The sequence below is a fragment of the Pseudomonas sp. 3JA genome (assembly GCF_036961705.1).
Lineage (GTDB): Bacteria > Pseudomonadota > Gammaproteobacteria > Pseudomonadales > Pseudomonadaceae > Aquipseudomonas > Aquipseudomonas fluorescens_Q.
Genome location: NZ_JBAMDJ010000030.1, coordinates 46374 through 64859, shown reverse-complemented (window position 1 = coordinate 64859; position 18486 = coordinate 46374). Strand labels below are relative to the sequence as shown.

At 61.6% G+C, this 18486-nt stretch carries 14 protein-coding genes; 5 read left to right on the top strand and 9 right to left on the bottom strand.

Features of this window, described 5'->3' with window-relative positions; genetic code table 11:
* Positions 1-39: 39 nt before the first annotated feature.
* The gene (gene amaB, locus V7773_RS21665) at positions 40-1530 is read right to left on the bottom strand and encodes an L-piperidine-6-carboxylate dehydrogenase (RefSeq protein WP_336075047.1); all 1491 of its coding nucleotides are present in this window, start codon (positions 1528-1530) and stop codon (positions 40-42) included.
* 177 nt (positions 1531-1707) lie between these two features.
* Here amaB and V7773_RS21660 point away from each other — a divergent pair, with 177 nt between their 5' ends.
* The 3 genes from V7773_RS21660 to nadE all read left to right on the top strand — a co-directional run bounded on the left by V7773_RS21660 (position 1708) and on the right by nadE (position 4904).
* Positions 1708-2616 carry a LysR family transcriptional regulator gene (locus V7773_RS21660; protein ID WP_336075044.1) on the top strand — a complete coding sequence of 303 codons (909 nt, stop codon included), beginning with the start codon at positions 1708-1710 and terminating at the stop codon, positions 2614-2616.
* A 229-nt stretch (positions 2617-2845) separates the two neighbouring features.
* Complete coding sequence (gene pncB, locus V7773_RS21655; RefSeq protein ID WP_063323168.1) at positions 2846-4072, top strand: nicotinate phosphoribosyltransferase; 1227 nt, start codon at positions 2846-2848, stop codon at positions 4070-4072.
* Between the two features lie 4 nt (positions 4073-4076).
* A complete protein-coding gene (gene nadE / locus V7773_RS21650) occupies positions 4077-4904 on the top strand; it encodes an ammonia-dependent NAD(+) synthetase (RefSeq protein WP_092146989.1) in 828 nt (275 codons plus the stop codon).
* Positions 4905-5225: 321 nt separating this feature from the next.
* On the opposite strand, the gene azu is transcribed toward nadE, so the two are convergent.
* Complete coding sequence (gene azu, locus V7773_RS21645) at positions 5226-5672, bottom strand: azurin (RefSeq protein ID WP_063323170.1); 447 nt, start codon at positions 5670-5672, stop codon at positions 5226-5228.
* Between the two features lie 342 nt (positions 5673-6014).
* Here azu and V7773_RS21640 point away from each other — a divergent pair, with 342 nt between their 5' ends.
* Both V7773_RS21640 and V7773_RS21635 read left to right on the top strand, forming a co-directional pair.
* On the top strand, positions 6015-6602 hold the full coding sequence (locus tag V7773_RS21640; RefSeq protein ID WP_336075042.1) for a TIGR00730 family Rossman fold protein: 588 nt from the start codon (positions 6015-6017) through the stop codon (positions 6600-6602).
* Between the two features lie 68 nt (positions 6603-6670).
* The gene (locus V7773_RS21635; RefSeq protein ID WP_057448273.1) at positions 6671-6859 is read left to right on the top strand and encodes a hypothetical protein; all 189 of its coding nucleotides are present in this window, start codon (positions 6671-6673) and stop codon (positions 6857-6859) included.
* A gap of 72 nt (positions 6860-6931) precedes the next feature.
* On the opposite strand, the gene V7773_RS21630 is transcribed toward V7773_RS21635, so the two are convergent.
* The 7 genes from V7773_RS21630 to V7773_RS21600 all read right to left on the bottom strand — a co-directional run bounded on the left by V7773_RS21630 (position 6932) and on the right by V7773_RS21600 (position 18483).
* Positions 6932-7309 carry an NUDIX hydrolase gene (locus V7773_RS21630; protein ID WP_336075041.1) on the bottom strand — a complete coding sequence of 126 codons (378 nt, stop codon included), beginning with the start codon at positions 7307-7309 and terminating at the stop codon, positions 6932-6934.
* Between the two features lie 142 nt (positions 7310-7451).
* A complete protein-coding gene (locus V7773_RS21625; protein WP_336075040.1) occupies positions 7452-8345 on the bottom strand; it encodes a transglutaminase family protein in 894 nt (297 codons plus the stop codon).
* Entirely contained in the window at positions 8345-10831 is a 2487-nt protein-coding gene (locus V7773_RS21620) for a circularly permuted type 2 ATP-grasp protein (RefSeq protein ID WP_092347297.1), read from the bottom strand. The genes V7773_RS21625 and V7773_RS21620 overlap by 1 nt, the downstream gene beginning before the upstream one ends.
* Positions 10832-11058: 227 nt before the next feature.
* Positions 11059-14352 carry a transglutaminase family protein gene (locus V7773_RS21615; RefSeq protein WP_336075039.1) on the bottom strand — a complete coding sequence of 1098 codons (3294 nt, stop codon included), beginning with the start codon at positions 14350-14352 and terminating at the stop codon, positions 11059-11061.
* A 174-nt stretch (positions 14353-14526) separates the two neighbouring features.
* Entirely contained in the window at positions 14527-14988 is a 462-nt protein-coding gene (locus tag V7773_RS21610; RefSeq protein ID WP_063323175.1) for a hypothetical protein, read from the bottom strand.
* Complete coding sequence (locus V7773_RS21605; RefSeq protein ID WP_336075081.1) at positions 14985-15905, bottom strand: NAD synthetase; 921 nt, start codon at positions 15903-15905, stop codon at positions 14985-14987. Before V7773_RS21605 ends, V7773_RS21610 begins: the two co-directional genes overlap by 4 nt.
* Before the next feature lie 277 nt (positions 15906-16182).
* On the bottom strand, positions 16183-18483 hold the full coding sequence (locus V7773_RS21600) for a YgiQ family radical SAM protein (RefSeq protein WP_092146975.1): 2301 nt from the start codon (positions 18481-18483) through the stop codon (positions 16183-16185).
* Positions 18484-18486 lie beyond the last annotated feature (3 nt).

Here is an 18486-nt window from a genome sequence, read left to right as displayed (position 1 = left end):
GGGGTCGCTTGCAGCTTGGAGCTTGCGGCTTGAAGCTGCTTAATCAAAGGTAATCCCCTGCGCCAACGGCAACTCCAGCGAATAGTTCACGGTGTTGGTCTGGCGGCGCATGTAGCCGCGCCAGGCGTCGGAGCCGGATTCGCGACCGCCACCGGTTTCTTTTTCGCCACCGAATGCACCGCCGATCTCGGCGCCACTCGGGCCGATGTTGACGTTGGCGATGCCGCAGTCACTGCCCACGGCCGACATGAACTGCTCGGCTTCACGCACGTCGGTGGTAAAGATGCAGGACGACAGGCCCTGGGGCACGGCATTGTTCAGGTGCAAGGCCTCGGCAAAGTCCTTGTAGCCAACCACATACAGGATCGGCGCGAAGGTTTCGTGGCGCACGACGTCGCTCTGCTCCGGCATCTCGACGATGGCCGGCGAGACGTAATAGGCATTCGGGAACTGGTCTTCGAGCTGGCGCTTGCCCCCAAACACGCGCCCGCCTTCGCTCAGGGCCTGCTCCAAGGCGTCCTGCATGTTGTCAAAGCTGTGCTTGTCGATCAGCGGCCCCACCAGGTTGCCTTCCAGCGGATGGCCGATGCGCACTTTCGAATAGGCGGCCTTGAGGCGGGTGACGATTTCTTCCTCTACCGACTCATGGGCGATCAGCCGACGCAGGGTGGTGCAACGCTGGCCGGCGGTGCCGACGGCGCTGAACAGGATGGCGCGTACGGCCATGTCCAGGTCGGCACTCGGTGCCAGGATCATGGCGTTGTTGCCGCCCAGCTCCAGTATGCTGCGGGCGAAACGCGCGGCAACTTTCGGTGCCACTTCACGGCCCATGCGGGTGCTGCCGGTGGCGCTGATCAAGGCCACGCGCGGGTCATCCACCAGCGCTTCACCGGCATCACGACCGCCAATGATCACCTGGCTCAGGTATGGGGGAGCGTCGCTGAAGTTCTTCAACACGCGCTCGAACAGCGCCTGGCACGCCAGGGCGGTGAGCGGGGTCTTTTCCGACGGCTTCCAGATCACCGCGTTGCCGCACACCAGGGCCAGCGTGGTGTTCCAGGCCCAGACCGCCACCGGGAAATTGAAGGCACTGATCACCCCGACCACGCCCAGCGGATGCCAGGACTCACGCATGTGGTGGCCCGGACGCTCGGAGGCGATGGTCAGGCCGTACAGCTGGCGGGACAGGCCGACGGCGAAGTCGCAGATGTCGATCATCTCTTGCACTTCACCCAGGCCTTCCTGGGTGATTTTGCCGGCTTCCCACGACACCAGCTCGCCAAGGTCGGCCTTGTATTCACGCAACAGGTCGCCAAATTGACGCACCAGCTCGCCGCGACGCGGGGCCGGCACCTGGCGCCACAGGTCGAAGGCGTGTTCGGCACGGCTGACCTGCTGCTCGACTTCAGCCGCGCCTTCCCAGTTCACAGCGCCGATACGGCTGCCATCAATGGGCGAATGCACCGGTTGTGTGCCGTTCTGGTACAAGGCCGAGTCGACGCCCAAGCGATCAAGCAATGCAGCAACCATGGAAAATTTCCTCACACGAAAAACAAAGGATTGGCAGCCGGACGAATGCGACTGATCAGACCTGTAGTTGTAGCTGGCCTGAGTCTTGCCAACAAACGACCTTTAAGCGAGATATCATTCCGTTTATTCATGCTGGCCATGACCGGATAAGCAGAGCGACAAGAAATAAGGCCTCATATGCTCAATAAACGCTATTTGCCGTCGATCACGGCGCTGCAATGCTTCGAAGCGGTGACCCGCCACTTGAGCTTCACCCGTGCCGCCGAAGAGCTGAACCTGACCCAGAGCGCCGTCAGCAAACAAGTCGCGCAACTGGAGGAGCTGCTGCAGCACTTGCTGTTCCGACGCGTGCGCCGACGCTTGCAGCTGACGCCTGCCGGTGATTTGTACCTGGGGGAAGTGCGAAAAATCCTCACACAGGTGGAGATGTCTACCCATTACCTGCGCTCCTACGGCGGCGACACCGAAGTTCTGCGCGTTTCCACGCCTCCGACCTTCGGCGCTCGCTGGTTGGTCCCACGCTTGAAGGGCTGGCGATTGCGCCATCCGAAGATTCACCTGGACCTGTGCAGCGAGCAGGAGGCCGACGACTTGCTGCAAGGGCGCAGCGACCTGGCGTTCTATTTCGGCCAAGGCTCGCGCCCCGGCACCGAGTCCCTGAAGCTGTTTGGCGAAGAACTGGTGCCCGTCTGCGCGCCCGGCAGCCTGCCTGACCAGCCCTTCACCGACCCGACCCAACTGGCCGAGCTGGTGCTCCTGCAAAACGCCTCGCGGCCCCAGGCCTGGCACGACTGGTTCGACCACCAGGGCTACCACACCGAACATAGCTATCACGGGCCGCGTTTCGAAACCTTCTACATGTGCATCCGCGCCGCTCAGGTCGGCTGCGGCGTCGCCCTGCTCCCGCGGTTTCTGGTGGAAGAAGAACTGGTCGACGGTAAACTGGTCATCCCCTGGCAACACGCGATGCCCAGCACCAACGCCTATTACCTGGCCTATCCGGAACATTCGGCGGAAGTGCCCAAGGTGCGGTTTTTTGTGGAGTGGATGTTGGAGCAGATCGAGAGCCCGGGTACGCCGCAGTAGCCATTGGCTTTCACCCTGTGGCGAGGGAGCTTGCTCCCGCTGGGCTGCGAAGCGGCCCCAAAAACGTGCGGGCGCTGCGCACCCGAGCGGGAGCAAGCTCCCTCGCCACAAAGGCCTGTGAACACTAAAAAATCACTGGCAATACCCACCCAGGTTATGCGCCACTAACCCCCTCATCCCAAACCGCTGCACCCCGCTGCCCGCCGCAGCGGCCTGTCTGGAGAACCCTATGAGCGAGAGCGTATTTGCCGATCGTATCGTGCAGAACCTGCTCGACACCGACTTCTACAAACTGACGATGATGCAGGCGGTGTTGCACAACTACCCCAACGTCGAAGTCGAATGGGAATTTCGCTGCCGCAACAGCGAAGATCTGCGCCCGTACCTGGCAGAGATCCGCTTTCAGATCGAGCGCCTGGCCGAGTTGAGCCTGAGCGCCGACCAGTTGGGTTTCCTGGAGCGCATCAGTTTTCTGAAGCCGGACTTCCTGCGTTTCCTGGGCCTGTTTCGCTTCAACCTGCGCTACGTACACACCGGTATCGAAAACGGCGAGCTGTTCATCCGCCTGCGCGGGCCGTGGCTGCACGTCATTCTGTTCGAAGTGCCGCTACTGGCCATCGTCAGCGAGGTGCGCAATCGTTATCGCTATCGTGAAATCGTCCTGGAACAGGCGCGGGAACAGCTTTATCGCAAGTTCGACTGGCTGAGCGCCAACGCCAGCGCCGAAGAACTGTCCGAATTGCAAGTCGCGGACTTCGGCACCCGTCGTCGTTTTTCCTTCCGTGTCCAGGAAGAAGTGGTCAACGTGCTCAAGCATGACTTCCCCGGGCGCTTCGTCGGCACCAGTAACGTGCACCTGTCCCGGGAACTGGACATGAAGCCCCTGGGCACCATGGCCCACGAGTGGATCATGGCCCACCAGCAATTGGGCCCGCGGCTGATCGACAGCCAGATCGCCGCCCTCGATTGCTGGGTGCGCGAGTACCGAGGCCTGCTGGGGATCGCCCTGACCGATTGCATCACCATGGACGCCTTCCTCAAGGATTTCGATCTGTTCTTCGCCAAGCTGTTCGACGGTTTGCGCCATGACTCGGGCGACCCGGTGATCTGGGCCGAAAAAGCCATTGCCCACTATCACAAGCTCGGCATCGATCCGATGAGCAAGACCCTGGTGTTCTCCGATAGCCTGACATTGCCCAAATGCCTGGAGATTTTTCGAGCATTGCGTGGTCGCATTAATGTCAGCTTCGGTATTGGCACCAACCTGACGTGTGACATTCCAGGTGTAGAGCCGATGAGCATCGTGCTTAAAATGATCAGCTGTGACGGGCAACCCGTGGCCAAGATTTCAGACGAGCCCGGCAAGACCCACTGCAAAGACCCGAATTTCGTCGCCTACATGCGACATGTTTTCCAAGTACCTGCCGCCCTTTCTGACACATCAAGCAAGGAGTGAATTCATGCAAGCCGTACAGCGTGAGATTGCTGAACAGCTCAAGGTCCAGCCACCGTTCGCCGATGACGCCGCCCTCAAGGCCGAAATCGCCCGTCGGGTAGACTTTATCCAGGACTGCCTGGTCAACTCCGGGCTCAAGTCCCTCGTGCTGGGCATCAGCGGTGGCGTCGACTCGTTGACCGCCGGGCTGCTGGCCCAACGTGCCATGCGCGAACTGCGGGAGAAAACCGGTAACACCGCCTACAAGTTCATCGCCGTGCGCCTGCCGTACGAAACCCAGTTCGACGAGCATGAAGCCCAAGCCTGTGTGGACTTCATCGACCCGGACGAGCGCCATACCGTCAACATCGGTCCGGCGGTCAAGGCCTTGGCCGATCAAGTCGCGGCGTTCGAAGGCAAGGCAGCAGTCTCGCGGGATTTCGTGCTGGGCAATACCAAGGCGCGGATGCGTATGGTGGCGCAATACACCATCGCGGGCACCGAGCACGGCCTGGTGATCGGCACCGATCATGCCGCCGAAGCGGTGATGGGTTTCTTCACCAAGTTCGGTGATGGCGCCTGCGACTTGGCGCCGTTGAGTGGTTTGGTGAAAAACCAGGTCCGGGCCATCGCTCGTGACTTTGGTGCGCCGGAGTCGCTGGTGGAAAAAATCCCCACCGCCGACCTCGAGGACCTGTCCCCAGGCAAGCCGGACGAAGCCTCCCACGGCGTGACCTACGCCGAGATCGATGCGTTCCTGCACGGCAAGCCGGTACGGGACGAAGCATTCAGGATCATTTGCGAGACCTATCGCAAGACTGAGCACAAGCGGGTGATGCCTTACGCCCCATGACTACAGAGGCGCCTGCTCTGCCGCCATCGCGAGCAAGCTCGCTCCCACAGGGGGTGTTTGCCTGGCATAAAAAAAGCGCCCCGCATGGGTAACGCTGTTCATTTAAGAACAATGATGGACCTGTGGCGAGGGAGCTTGCTCCCGCTCGGCCGCGAAGCGGTCGTAAACCGGTGGATGCAGTGTGTCTGATGCTCCGCATTTGGCCGGTTTTGGGGCCGCTTCGCGGCCCAGCGGGAGCAAGCTCCCTCGCCACGGGTGTATCGATTGCCTTAAGTGAACAGCATTACCCTGCCTGGGGCGCTTTTTTTGTGCCTGAAGTGATTATTTCAGGGTAACGGTGCCTTTCATCATCGAGATGTGGCCCGGGAACGAGCAGAAGAAACCGTATGCCTCACCGGCAGCCAGTTTCGACACATCGAAGGTCACCGAGTCGCTTTCCTTGGCACCAATGAGTTTGGTGTGGGCGATGATGCGTGCATCACCTTCCGGCAGGTAGTTCTTGTCGATGCCTGCTGCCAAACCAGCCGTGGCAATCGGCTGCATGTCAGCCTCTTTGCTCAGCACCCAGTTATGGCCCATGACGTTTTTCGGCAAGCTGCCCGAATGCGTCAGCTCAACGGTGAACGTCTTGCAGCTCTTGTCGATCTCGATGGCCTTGGTGTTGAAGGACATCTGGTCGGTCGAGTCGATGGTGGTCTTGCACTCCGCTGCCATCAGTTGGCTGCTGGCCAGCGTCAACAGAGATACTGCAACAAGTTTGGCAAACATCGTGAATCTCCAAGGCATGGTTAACAAAAATCCGTCAAAGGGGAAGACTGCCTGAATTTCAGACAAGTTCCTATGACCTGAATCAAAGATTGTATACAACTTAAGGCTATCAGCCTGATGGACACAATCAACCAGCCAGAGGGATGACGCCACTTTATGATCAGCCTCACCACCTCTCGGGAGCGCCCCTCATGAACGTCAACAGCCTGTTATGCAGCTTGCTCGCCGCCTACGCCTGCGGCGCCAGTGGCACCTACGAAAAACCCCAGCGCGAGGTTTAATCGCTTTGCGCCACCAAGGCCAGGCTTTACTCTGGGTCGGTTACTGATCATGGAGTAAAGCATGTCCATCGCGTCTGTTTGTGTATTTTGCGGCGCCAGCACCGGCACCGATCCAGCGTATCGTGAAGCGGCGCAGGCCCTGGGCCGGGCATTGGCGGAACGAAAATTGACCCTGGTCTACGGCGGCGGTGCCGTCGGCCTGATGGGGATCGTCGCCGACGCGGCCCTGGCGGCCGGCGGCGAGGTCATCGGCATCATCCCGCAAAGCCTCAAGGACAAGGAAATCGGCCACAGCGGCCTGACTCGCCTGGAAGTGGTGGACGGCATGCACGCCCGCAAGGCACGCATGGCCGAACTCAGCGATGCCTTCATCGCCCTGCCTGGCGGCCTCGGCACGTTGGAGGAGTTGTTCGAAGTCTGGACCTGGGGCCAACTCGGCTACCACGGCAAACCGCTAGGGCTGCTGGAAGTGAACGATTTCTACAGCAAGCTCATCGGCTTTCTCGATCATATCGTCGACGAAGGCTTCGTCCGCGCGCCCCATCGTGACATGCTGCAGGTGAGCGAATCAGCGCAGAGCCTGCTCGATGCGCTGGACGAATGGCAACCGTCAGTGCAGCCAAAGTGGGCCGAACAAAAACCCAGCTAACGGCTCGGCCCCGATACAGGGCAGAATATGCGCCGCTCAACCTCACCTTCGACCCCAGAGGATCGCCCATGGCCAAACCCAATTATTCCTTCGCCAAACGTCAAAGAGACTTGGCCAAGGAGCAGAAGAAAGAGGAAAAGCTGCAGCGCAAGAAAGCCACAGCTGAAGAAGAAGCCGCACTGACCCCGGATACCGAAGGCGAAGTGGCAGCAGAAGATGATGTTGATGCACCGAAAGATCAGGCGCCCGACGCCTGAGCCCCTCCGGGCCCGATGATGTAATCCGGCCCCACGGTTTGTGTCCAGGGCCGGCAGCCTAGCTGCCGGTCCTCACAACCCCAATGCCTTGATAATCGACTCGCGATAACCCGTTGGCAGGTTCGCCGGCAGCCGCCCCGGTTCGAACAGCCCAATCTCCTTGTGTTCATGACTGATCGTCGGCACGAAACCGCCCAGCAACTGGCAGCGGTACGTGGAGATGAAGACGTGCTTGCCGGGGATCACCTCGAACAAGTACGAATCCAGCGGCTCCCCCACGCGCACCTCGATCGCCAGCTCCTCGGTAATTTCCCGCGCCAGGCATTGCGGCGCTGTTTCGCCCAGCTCGATCCGCCCGCCGGGCAATTCCCATTCATCCCGTTCGTTGAGCATCAGCACGACCAGGCCTTCGGGGGATTGCAACACGCCTTTGATGGAAACCGGGAACATGAAGAGGCCTCGAAGTTAATGATTTATCTGTGGCGAGGGAGCTTGCTCCCGCTGGGTCGCGCAGCGACCCCATTTTTATGGGCACTTCGCACCCAAGCGGGAGCAAGCTCCCTCGCCACCAGTATTTCACCGCAGAGCGGGGTCATGACTCCAGCGGCATCACCGTCACCCGCACCTCGGGATCATGATTGCCGCCCCCCAGGATCACGCCCCGCAACGGCGACACATCGGAAAAGTCCCGGCCCCAGGCCAGGGTGATGTGTTCCAAAGCCGGTTGCACGTTGTTGGTCGGGTCAAAGTCCACCCAACCCAACACCGGGCAATACACCGAGACCCAGGCATGGGACGCATCGGCGCCAATCAGCCGGGGTTGGCCGGGTGGCGGCTGGGTCAGCAGGTAGCCGCTGACGTAACGCGCCGCCAGCCCGCGAGAGCGCACGCAGGCCAGCATCAAGTGGGCGAAGTCCTGGCACACGCCCCGCCGCCGCTCCAGCACCTCCACCAGCGGCGTGGCCACCTGGGTCGCCTCGGCATCGAAGGTGAACTCCTCGAAAATCTTTTCCATCAGCGCCCGCACGCCAACCATCAACGGGCGCCCCGGCGGGAAGCAGCTTTCGGAAAACTCGACGAAGCTGCGCTTGAGGTGCACATACGGTGACTCGAAACGAAAACGGCATGCTTGCAGCAATGGCGCCGCAAGTGGCCGGCCGCTGTAGGTCAGCGCGTTGCAGGTCGACTCCCAGGCCGGGGACAGGTTGAAGTCCAGCGAGGGGCGAGACAGCACCTCGACGCTCAAGCGAGCATTGACCAGCAACTCGTCATGGGGGCGTTCGAAGGCCAGGCGGGTCAGCGGGTTGCCGAACACATCCTGCTCATCGCGCCGGGTCGTCGGCTCCGGGCTGATCAGCAACTGCTGTTCGGTGCAACGCTGCCAGTCACAGGCGCGCGGCCACAGATGAGCAAGCTGCTGGGCCAGGGACACCGGGCTGTCGTAGTGGTAATGGGTGTCATGGAAGATCTGGTAACGAGCGCTCATCAGACGGATACCGTGCGTTGGCTGACGTCATCGACGTGGGCGAAATGACGCAAGGCCAGGCGATCGGATACCTGGCCACCGACATCGGCCACTTCCTGCAACAGGTCGGCCAGCCCATCAAGTGCTGCGCGCAGGCTGGCTTCGCCAAACAGGGGATTTTCCAGGCAACGCAAGTCAAAGCGAGAAAGACGCGTCACCAATTCTGGCAAGGCCGTTTCCTTTGGCGCGCCAAAATCGTCGTTCAGGCGCTTGAGCGTGCGGGCCACCAGTTTTAACTGGAAAAGCACCGCGTGGGGGTTCTGCTCGTCCAGCAACAACAGGTCCAGCACCGGGATCAGTTGCGCCACCGCCAGGTAGCGCGAACGGTAGGTGATGCTGCTGTTGCCCAGTTCCAGCAGCCACTCCAACCCGGCCTGGTCGAAGACTGCATCGCTGCGCAAAAACGCCGCCAGGCTGCTGCTGAGGAACTGCAAGCGCTCCAGGCGCCGGCCAATCATCAAGAAGCGCCAGCCCTCGTCGCGGGTCATGTCGTCCAAGGCAAATCCGGACAACGCCGCCAGGGACATCACCAGCCGATTGAGGAAATCCAGCAACTCACCGAAATCCGGTTCCTCGGTTTCCAGCTCCGCCGCTTCGCGCTGCAACTCCACCAGCGCCTGCCAGTTCTCCCGGGACAGCTTGCCGCGAACCTGCGAGGCCGCCCACTGCAAGCGCTGCAGGTTGGAACGCAGGCTGAACGACCAGTCGTCGCCCAACAGCGCCGCCAGCAAACGCTCGTGCAGCTCACCCTCTTCAGGCAGCAGCATCAGGCTTTCGCCCAGGGCCACCGCCGACTGCAGGGCCTGCGGGTCATCGCCATCGACATAACGCCCCAGCATGATCCGCAGCAGCCGTGCGCTGTCGTCGCAGCGTTCGCAGTAACGGCCGAACCAGAACAGGTTTTCCACCACCCGCGAAGGCAGGTATGGATCGCGGCGAACCAGGTCGTGGACGCCGACGGTTCGCTGGGCCGTCCATTGTTCACCGCCGGGCGCCTGCTCGCCCAACACCCAAGTGTCCTTGCTGGCGCCGCCGCGCTGCATCGACACCACTTCGGCGTCGGCCTCGGCGGCCACGCGGGTCAGGCCACCCGACAGCACCCGATAATCATCCTTCCCGGACACGGCATACACGCGCATGCCAATGGCCCGAGGCTGGATGTGCCCGTCTTCGGCCTGCCAGACCGGGGCCTGGGACAGTTGCGCCAGCTCCTGGGCGACATAGGCATAGGGCCGAGCCTGCATGCGCGCCGCCAGTTGGCCGCGCTGCACCTCGTTCAGGTCACGGCCGAACACCGGGGTGAAACTTTGGGAAGGAAACGCTGGCTTGATCAACAGTTGCGGCAGCTTTTCCAGGGCCTGGGCCAGCACCGGCGGCTCACCGCACCACCAGGTGGCGATGGACGGCAGTATCAATTCCTCGCCGAACAGATACTGGCTGATCTTCGGCAGGAACCCCAACAGGCCCGGTGACTCCAGCACGCCGCTGCCCAGGGCATTGGCCACCAGCACCCGGCCCTGGCGCACCGCTTCCAGCAGTCCCGGCACGCCGAGGGCTGAATCAGTGCGCAGCTCCAGGGGGTCACAGAAATCGTCGTCGAGCCGGCGCATGATGGCGTGAACCCGGCGCAAGCCGCTAAGGGTCTTGAGGTAGACCGTGGCGTCCCGCACGGTCAGGTCGCCCCCTTCCACCAGCGGATAGCCAAGCTGACGGGCCAGATAAAGATGCTCGAAATAACTTTCGTTGAACCGCCCCGGCGTCAACAGCACCACCAGTGGCGACTCTCCGTCGCTGGGTGCCTGTCGTGCCAGGGTTTCCTGCAAGGTGCGGAAGAACCCGGACAGGTGTCGCACCCTCAGGTCGCGATACAGCTCGGGGAACGCGCGGGAAACGATCATGCGATTTTCCAGCGCATAACCGGCCCCCGAAGGCGCCTGGGTCCGATCCGCCGTGACCCACCAACGGCCATCGGGGGTGCGCGCCAGATCCACCGCATACAAGTGCAGGAAGCTGCCGTCCGGCGGCACGATGCCCTGACAGGGCCAAAGGAAGTTGTTGTGCCCGAACACCAACTCTGCCGGCAGCAGCCCTTCGCTGATCAGCCGCTGTGGCCCATACAGGTCGGCCAGAACCGCATTGAGCAGGCGCGCACGCTGGGCGATCCCGGCCGACAGATGTTTCCATTCCTGCGGGTCGATCACGTGGGGCAGCAGGTCCAGCTCCCACGGCCGGTCGGCGCCCTTCGGATCGGCGTAGACGTTATAGGTCACACCGTTTTCCTGGATCTGCCGAGCCAGCAGCGCCTGACGCTGGATCAGGTGAGCCGGCGTGCTGCGCTGCAACTGATCGAACAACCGCCGCCAGTGCGGACGCACCGCACCGTTGTCGTCCAACAGTTCGTGATAGGTGCCCGTCGTCAGCGGGTAACGGTCAAGCAGGTCAGGCATGGAAAGCTCGGCAGACGGCAATAAAAGGTGAGACTAGCGCAAGCGCATGACGCCCGGATAGTTGAGTTTGGAGCGGAACATGACGACCGTGGCGAGGGAGCTTGCTCCCGCTGGGCTGCGCAGCGGCCCCAAGACAGCAGACTCCATTGGCCTGACACACCGGGTCGTCAGGTTTCAGGGCTGCTGCGCAGCCCAGCGGGAGCAAGCTCCCTCGCCACGGGGTTCGCTTACACCTTGGGTGCCCCTTGAAAACGTCGTAGATCAAGCGTGAGGGGAAACTCGTCATCCATTGCCAGACTGGGTATCGGAAGTTTCCCAGGCGTGTGTCCGATACGGAAGAATCGCGCCATCCGCCGGCTCTCGGCCTCGTTGGCATTCACCGGCAGGCTGTCGTAGTTGCGCCCGCCCGGATGGGCCACGTGATACTGGCAGCCGCCCACGGAACGTTGCATCCAGGTGTCGAGCAAGTCGAAGACCAGCGGCGCATGCACCGGGATGGTCGGTTGCAGGCAGTTGGCCGGTTGCCAGGCGCGGAAACGCACCCCGGCGACGAACTCGCCGACCCGACCAGTGGGTTGCAACGGCACCGGCACGCCATTGCAGGTCAGCAAGTAGCGTTGCGGCGCCAGGCCGCTGACTTTGACCTGCAAGCGCTCCAGGGAGGAATCCACATAACGCACGGTGCCGCCTACCGCGCCCTCTTCCCCCAGCACATGCCAAGGCTCGAGGGCTTGGCGCAATTGCAGTTCGATACCGCTGACCGCGTAATCGCCCACCTTGGGGAAGCGGAACTCCAGGTGCGCGGCGAACCACTCGGCCCGCAGCGGGTAGCCGGCGGCGTTCAGCTCATGGATGACGTCGGCAAAATCCTGCTCGATAAAGTGCGGCAACAGGAACCGGTCATGCAGCTCGGTGCCCCAGCGCGCCAGTTTCGCCGGCGCGTAAGGCTCACGCCAGAACCGCGCCACCAGTGCCCGCAGCAGTAATTGCTGGGCCAGGCTCATGCGGGCGTGGGGCGGCATCTCGAAAGCACGCAACTCCAACAGGCCAAGACGCCCGGTAGCGCCGTCCGGCGAATAGAGCTTGTCGATGCAGAATTCGGCACGGTGTGTATTGCCGGTCACGTCGATCAGCAGGTTGCGCAACAGCCGATCGACCAACCACGGCGGGCATTGCTCGCCGGGCTGTGGCATTTGCGCGAAAGCGATTTCCAGCTCGTACAATGCGTCGTTGCGCGCCTCGTCCACGCGAGGTGCCTGGGAGGTCGGGCCGATGAACAATCCGGAAAACAGGTAGGACAACGACGGATGGTTATGCCAGTAGCTGATCAGGCTGCGCAGCAGGTCGGGACGCCGCAGAAACGGTGAGTCAGCCGGTGTCGCGCCCCCCAGTACGAAATGGTTACCACCGCCGGTGCCTGTGTGCCGGCCATCGATCATGAATTTCTCGGTGGTCAGTCGGGTCTGTCGCGCCTCTTCGTATAGAAATTCAGTGCGCTCGACCAACTCATCCCAGGTCGCCGAGGGTTGCACGTTGACCTCGATCACACCCGGGTCGGGGGTGATGCGGAAATTGCCCAGGCGCGGGTCGCTCGGCGGCTCGTAGCCCTCCAACAGCACCGGACAGTGCAGCTCCTCGGCCGTCGCCTCGATGGCGCTGACCAGTTCCAGGTAATCCTCGACCCGCTCCAGTGGCGGCATGAACAGGTACAGCCGGCCATCGCGGGCCTCGGCACAGAAGGCGGTGCGGGTCAGCCAGTCGGCGGATTTGTCGATCTCCGGGACGCGCTCCTGCTCGACCGCCGGCTCGCCGTGACGCGCCAGTTGCTCGGTGCCGGGCAGCTCGGGCAAATCCTGGTTCGGGTCGGTGGGGTGGATGAACGGGTACTCGGCCGCCGTTACCCAAGGCTGGGACGCCAGCGGCAAGCGATAACCCAGGGGCGAATCCCCCGGCACCAGGCGGCAGTGGTTGTCGCGCAGGTACCAGCGACCGCTTTGCCACTGATCGCCCTTGGCGGTACGGGCCAGCGGCAGGACCTGGCCGATGACCTTGTCCAGGCCTTGGCTGAAGACCTTGCGCAACCGTGCACGCTCCAGGGCGTCCTCCAGGCGTGGGTCCTCGGCTGTGACATTCGAAGGCAATGCACCTTCACGCCAGAGGTAATAGAAGTTGTCTTCGTAGGCCGGAAACACGAACCGCGCAGGAATTTTCAAACGCTCGGCGACGCTCGCCAGGAAACGTCCGGCCAATTCGCCATCGGCGCCGTAGTCCTCCTGCTCATCGGCAATCAACGCGCTGTTGTGCCAGATCGGCACACCGTCGCGCCGCCAATAGCAGTTGAGCGACCAGCGCGGCAATTGCTCGCCGGGGTACCACTTGCCCTGGCCGAAATGCACCAGCCCCTTGGGCGCATAGTGATTGCGCATGCGCTGGAACAGCTCGGCGGAGAGCCGGCGTTTATCCGGCCCGAGTGCCGCGGTGTTCCACTCGGCACCGTCCGGGTCATCGATGGAGACAAAGGTCGGTTCGCCCCCCATGGTCAGGCGCACGTCGCCCTCCAACAGGTCGGCATCGATCTGCCGTCCGAGGGCCTGGATCGCCAGCCACTGTGCGTCGGTGTAAGGCTTGGTCACCCGCGGCGCTTCCCAGACCCGCTCGACGGACATTTCGTGGCTGAACTCACACTCGCAAGGCTCCACCAAGCCACTGATCGGGGCCGCCGAGGACGGATCGGGACTACACGCCAACGGGATATGGCCTTCACCAGCGAACAACCCCGACGTCGCATCCAGGCCGATCCAACCGGCACCGGGCAGGTAGACCTCGCACCAGGCATGCAGGTCGGTGAAGTCCACCTCAGTGCCGGATGGACCATCGAGGCTTTTCACATCGGCGGTCAACTGGATCAGGTAACCGGAAACGAAACGCGCGGCCAGGCCAAGGTTGCGCAACAACTGCACCAACAGCCAGGCCGAGTCGCGGCAAGAGCCGGACGCGTGCTCAAGGGTATGCTCCGGGGTCTGCACGCCCGGCTCCATGCGAATCAGGTAGTTGATGTCTTCGCTCAGGCGCTGGTTGAGCGCCACCAAAAAATCCACCGCCGGCAATGGCGTGCGATCGATGCCGTCCAGATAGGCCTGGAATTTCGGCGTCAACGGCAGGGTTTCCAGGTAAGGCGCCAACTCCTTGCGCTCGTCGGCCGCGTAGGCGAACGGAATCTTTTCGGCGTAGGGCTCGAGAAAGAAGTCGAACGGATTGAACACTGCCATTTCCGCCAGCAGATCGACTTCGATGCGCATCTCCTGGGTTTTCTCGGGAAACACCAGCCGCGCCAGGTAGTTACCCTGGGGATCCTGCTGCCAGTTGATGAAGTGCTGCTCGGGCGAAACCTTCAGCGCATAGGAAAGAATGCGCGTGCGGCTGTGGGCCGCCGGGCGCAGGCGAACGATCTGCGGGCCGAGTTCGACGGCGCGGTCGTAGCGGTAATGCGTAACGTGGTGCAATGCGACATGGATCGACACGACGTGCCTCCTGCGAGCCTGAGCGTTGGTGAAAGCGGCGCAAGACTTATGCCATGCAGGCAGGTCGGACACTTTCTTTGTCTACTCAAGGCAGTAGAGCACTAAAAACGCGCGCTGCCCGAATTCATCTGCAAAGCAATGCACATAAATGCGGCGCGGGCAGCGCGAATCGACTCAGCGACGCGGGCGTGATGCCTTGGCGGCCTGGATGGTGAGTTCGCGTTGCTGGCGGATGTCGACGAGCTTGCGGCGCATCTCCCGGTGGCGTCTGCTGTTAAGCAGCAGCAGAGCAAGCAATGGGAACAGCAGACTCAAACTGTAAATCAACCTATCGGGCCGATAAGCGATCGTGGGCAGGACGCAAAAAAAACACAGCCCCAACACCGCAACCATCGGCCACACCCAAACGGGGCGCCCACGGGCAATCATGAAGTTGCAATGCACTATGACAAGCGTAAGCGCTACGCCCCCAAAAAAAGACCACTTCGCGTTATCCGCCAATGAAAGGGCTTGAAAATAGCTGTCAAAAAAAAGGGGAATAGCAAAAACCAGAGCGAAGACCGACGCGAATATCGCCCCCATGAAGACCGGAAAATATTGGATGAGAAAAACGCGAACACCGGGCTGTCCATTCATTCTTCGATCTCCTCATACAACCCCACTGCAACGGTCCGGACATTCCCGGAAATCGCACTTCCAGTGAAGCCGATGGCGGCTCCCAGGGCATCCCGAATCTGTGTGACGGTGGCATGCCTGATTTGAGTGGGCGTAAAGCGCTTGGGTAACTCGCCAGACAGTTGCTTGAGTTTGAGCAATTTGGAGGTCAGGCGAGGGTCATTGATACTCAGCAACTCTTTGGTCAGTTTGGCCCGCTCCTGTCGATTCAGGCCCCGGAGCACCTCCCTCACGCTTTTGCCCGTGGCGGCTTTATTCAATCTGACCAGTTTGAGGGTCGTCAGCGACGATGCCCCGACCCCAACCAACGCCGCGGCATCCAGCACAATCATGGTGTTCTGGTACCACTCCTCACCGTCGAGCTGATCGTTTCGGGCTGGGTTACTGATTTCATTGCGCATGCGATAACCGCTCGCAAAACATTGCGCTGTGCTGGCCGCGGCGGCGGTATAACCCAACACAGCGATCGCGGTGCTTGCCCCTGCTGAAAATGGGATAGCCACAGAGCCGCTGAGTACCACGACCCAACCGATAACGGCCCCCGCACACGACAAGGAAGTGTTGATCGCTTCGCCGACCAATCGCGATTCCCGTGGATTGTCCTGAACCTGCTGGGCAAACTGAGCCGGCGCAATGTACTTCTGCGCCTCGCGCAAGATGATCCGCTTGGGCTTGATGCTGCAAATCGGCTTGAACTCACGCAGGGTCACTACATTGAACTCAGCATCGATGTACACCACACCCGCGCCGACGATGCCTGGGTCGGCATCGATGGCGGCGAACAGACGTGGCAGGTTGATTTGGCTTTCAATGCGTTTGCGGGCCATGACCTGGGAGAAACTCAGGTCCATGCCGATGCCTGTTGAAGCACTGCTCATATGAATCGTCCTTGAGAATCGGAAGTGAATCTTTATCCACACACAATATTGTGGCGAGGGAGCTTGCTCCCGCTCGGCGGCGAAGCCGTCGTACACCGGCCGGCACGGTCTATCTGGAAACATTGCATGGGATTGTTTGGGCCGCTTCGCAGCCCAGCGGGAGCAAGCTCCCTCGCCACAAGGGCTATGCGGGCGCCACGATAACAAACGGTCAGCACCGTCGCCAGAAAGCAAAACGCCAGCACTTAGGCTGGCGTTTTGCGATGCGGCTAGGCGATCAGCGCGGCACGACAGGCTTGCGCGCCGGTTTCGGTCCTTTGCCCTTGGCGGCGTCCTTGCGTTCCTTGGCGGCCTGCTGGTTGCGGGCGAATGCCGCGGCCTTGGCCTGCTCACGCTTGTCCCACGGGTTGCCGCCGTCGCTGGCGCGCGGTGGCAGGCCGGTGTGCTGGGTCAGGATCTTGGTGGTTTCCTTGCCAACCTTGTGGCTGCCGGCTGGCGTCGAGTTCTTGCGACGGGCGCTCTGGTAGCTGTCGGTGGCCGGCTGGTGCAACGGAATCAATTGGTGCTTGCCTGGCCCGATCAGGTCGGCACGGCCCATGCGGGTCAGCGCTTCGCGCAGCATCGGCCAGCCCTTGGGGTCGTGATAACGCAAGAAGGCCTTGTGCAGGCGGCGCTGCTCCTCGCTCTTGACGATGGTCACCGCGTCGCTCTTGTAGGTGACCTTGCGCAGCGGGTTCTTGCCCGAGTGGTACATCGCCGTAGCCGTAGCCATTGGCGATGGATAGAACGCCTGCACCTGGTCGGCGCGGAAGCCGTTGCCCTTGAGCCACAGCGCCAAGTTCATCATGTCTTCATCGGTGGTGCCCGGGTGGGCGGCGATGAAGTACGGAATCAGGTACTGCTCTTTCCCGGCTTCCTTGGTGTACTTCTCGAACATCCGCTTGAATTTGTCATAGCTGCCGATGCCCGGCTTCATCATCTGGTTGAGCGGGCCTTCTTCGGTATGCTCCGGAGCGATCTTCAGGTAACCGCCGACGTGGTGGGTCACCAGCTCCTTGACGTATTCCGGCGACTCGACCGCCAGGTCGTAACGCAGGCCGGAGGCAATCAAAATCTTCTTCACCCCAGGCAAGGCCCGGGCGCTGCGGTACAGCTGGATCAGCGAAGAATGGTCGGTGTTCAGGTTCGGGCAGATGCCCGGGAACACGCAGGACGGCTTGCGGCACGCGGATTCGATTTCCGGGCTCTTGCAGGCAATGCGGTACATGTTCGCGGTCGGGCCGCCGAGGTCGGAAATCACCCCGGTGAAACCGGGAACCTTGTCGCGGATCTCTTCGATCTCACGAATGATCGATTCTTCGGAACGGTTCTGGATGATCCGGCCTTCGTGCTCGGTGATCGAGCAGAACGTGCAGCCACCGAAGCAGCCACGCATGATGTTCACCGAGAAACGGATCATCTCGTAGGCCGGGATCTTCTCCTTGCCGTACGCCGGATGGGGGACGCGTGCGTAAGGCATGCCAAACACGTAGTCCATTTCTTCGGTGGTCATCGGAATGGGCGGTGGATTGAACCAGACATCGACTTCGCCGTGCTTCTGCACCAGGGCACGGGCGTTGCCCGGGTTGGTTTCAAGGTGAAGGACGCGGTTGGCGTGAGCGTAGAGCACCGCATCGCCACGGACCTTTTCCACCGAGGGCAGACGGATCACGGTTTTGTCGCGGGTCATTTTCGGGCTTGCCAGGATCTGCACGACCTTGGCTTCGCTCGGGTCTTCAACCGGCCCCTTTTCCTGCTCGATAGCACAAGCCTGGGTGTCTTGGGTGTTCACATACGGGTTGATGATCTTGTCGATCTTGCCCGGACGGTCGATGCGCGTGGAATCGACTTCGTACCAGTCTTTCGGCGTGTCACGACGGATGAAGGCCGTGCCGCGCACGTCAGTGATGTCTTCGATCTTGTGACCGTAGGACAAGCGCTGGGCAACTTCGACAATCGCCCGCTCGGCGTTGCCGTAGAGCAGGATGTCGGCGCAGGCGTCGATCAGGATCGAGTTGCGGACACGGTCCTGCCAGTAATCGTAGTGAGCGATGCGGCGCAGCGACGCTTCGATGCCACCCAGCACAATCGGCACATGCTTGTAGGCTTCCTTGCAGCGCTGGCTGTAGACCAGGCTCGCGCGGTCCGGCCGCTTGCCCGCCATGCCGCCCGGGGTGTAGGCGTCATCGGAGCGAATCTTCTTGTCGGCGGTGTAGCGGTTGATCATCGAGTCCATGTTGCCGGCCGCGACACCGAAAAACAGGTTGGGCTCGCCAAGCTTCATGAAGTCGTCTTTGGACTGCCAGTTCGGCTGGGCAATGATCCCGACGCGAAAGCCCTGGGCTTCCAGCAGACGGCCAATGATCGCCATGCCGAACGACGGGTGATCGACGTAGGCATCACCGGTCACGATGATGATGTCGCACGAATCCCAGCCGAGCTGATCCATCTCCTCCCTGCTCATGGGCAGGAACGGCGCCGGGCCGAAACATTCGGCCCAGTACTTGGGATAGTCAAATAACGGCTTGGCTGCTTGCATGTC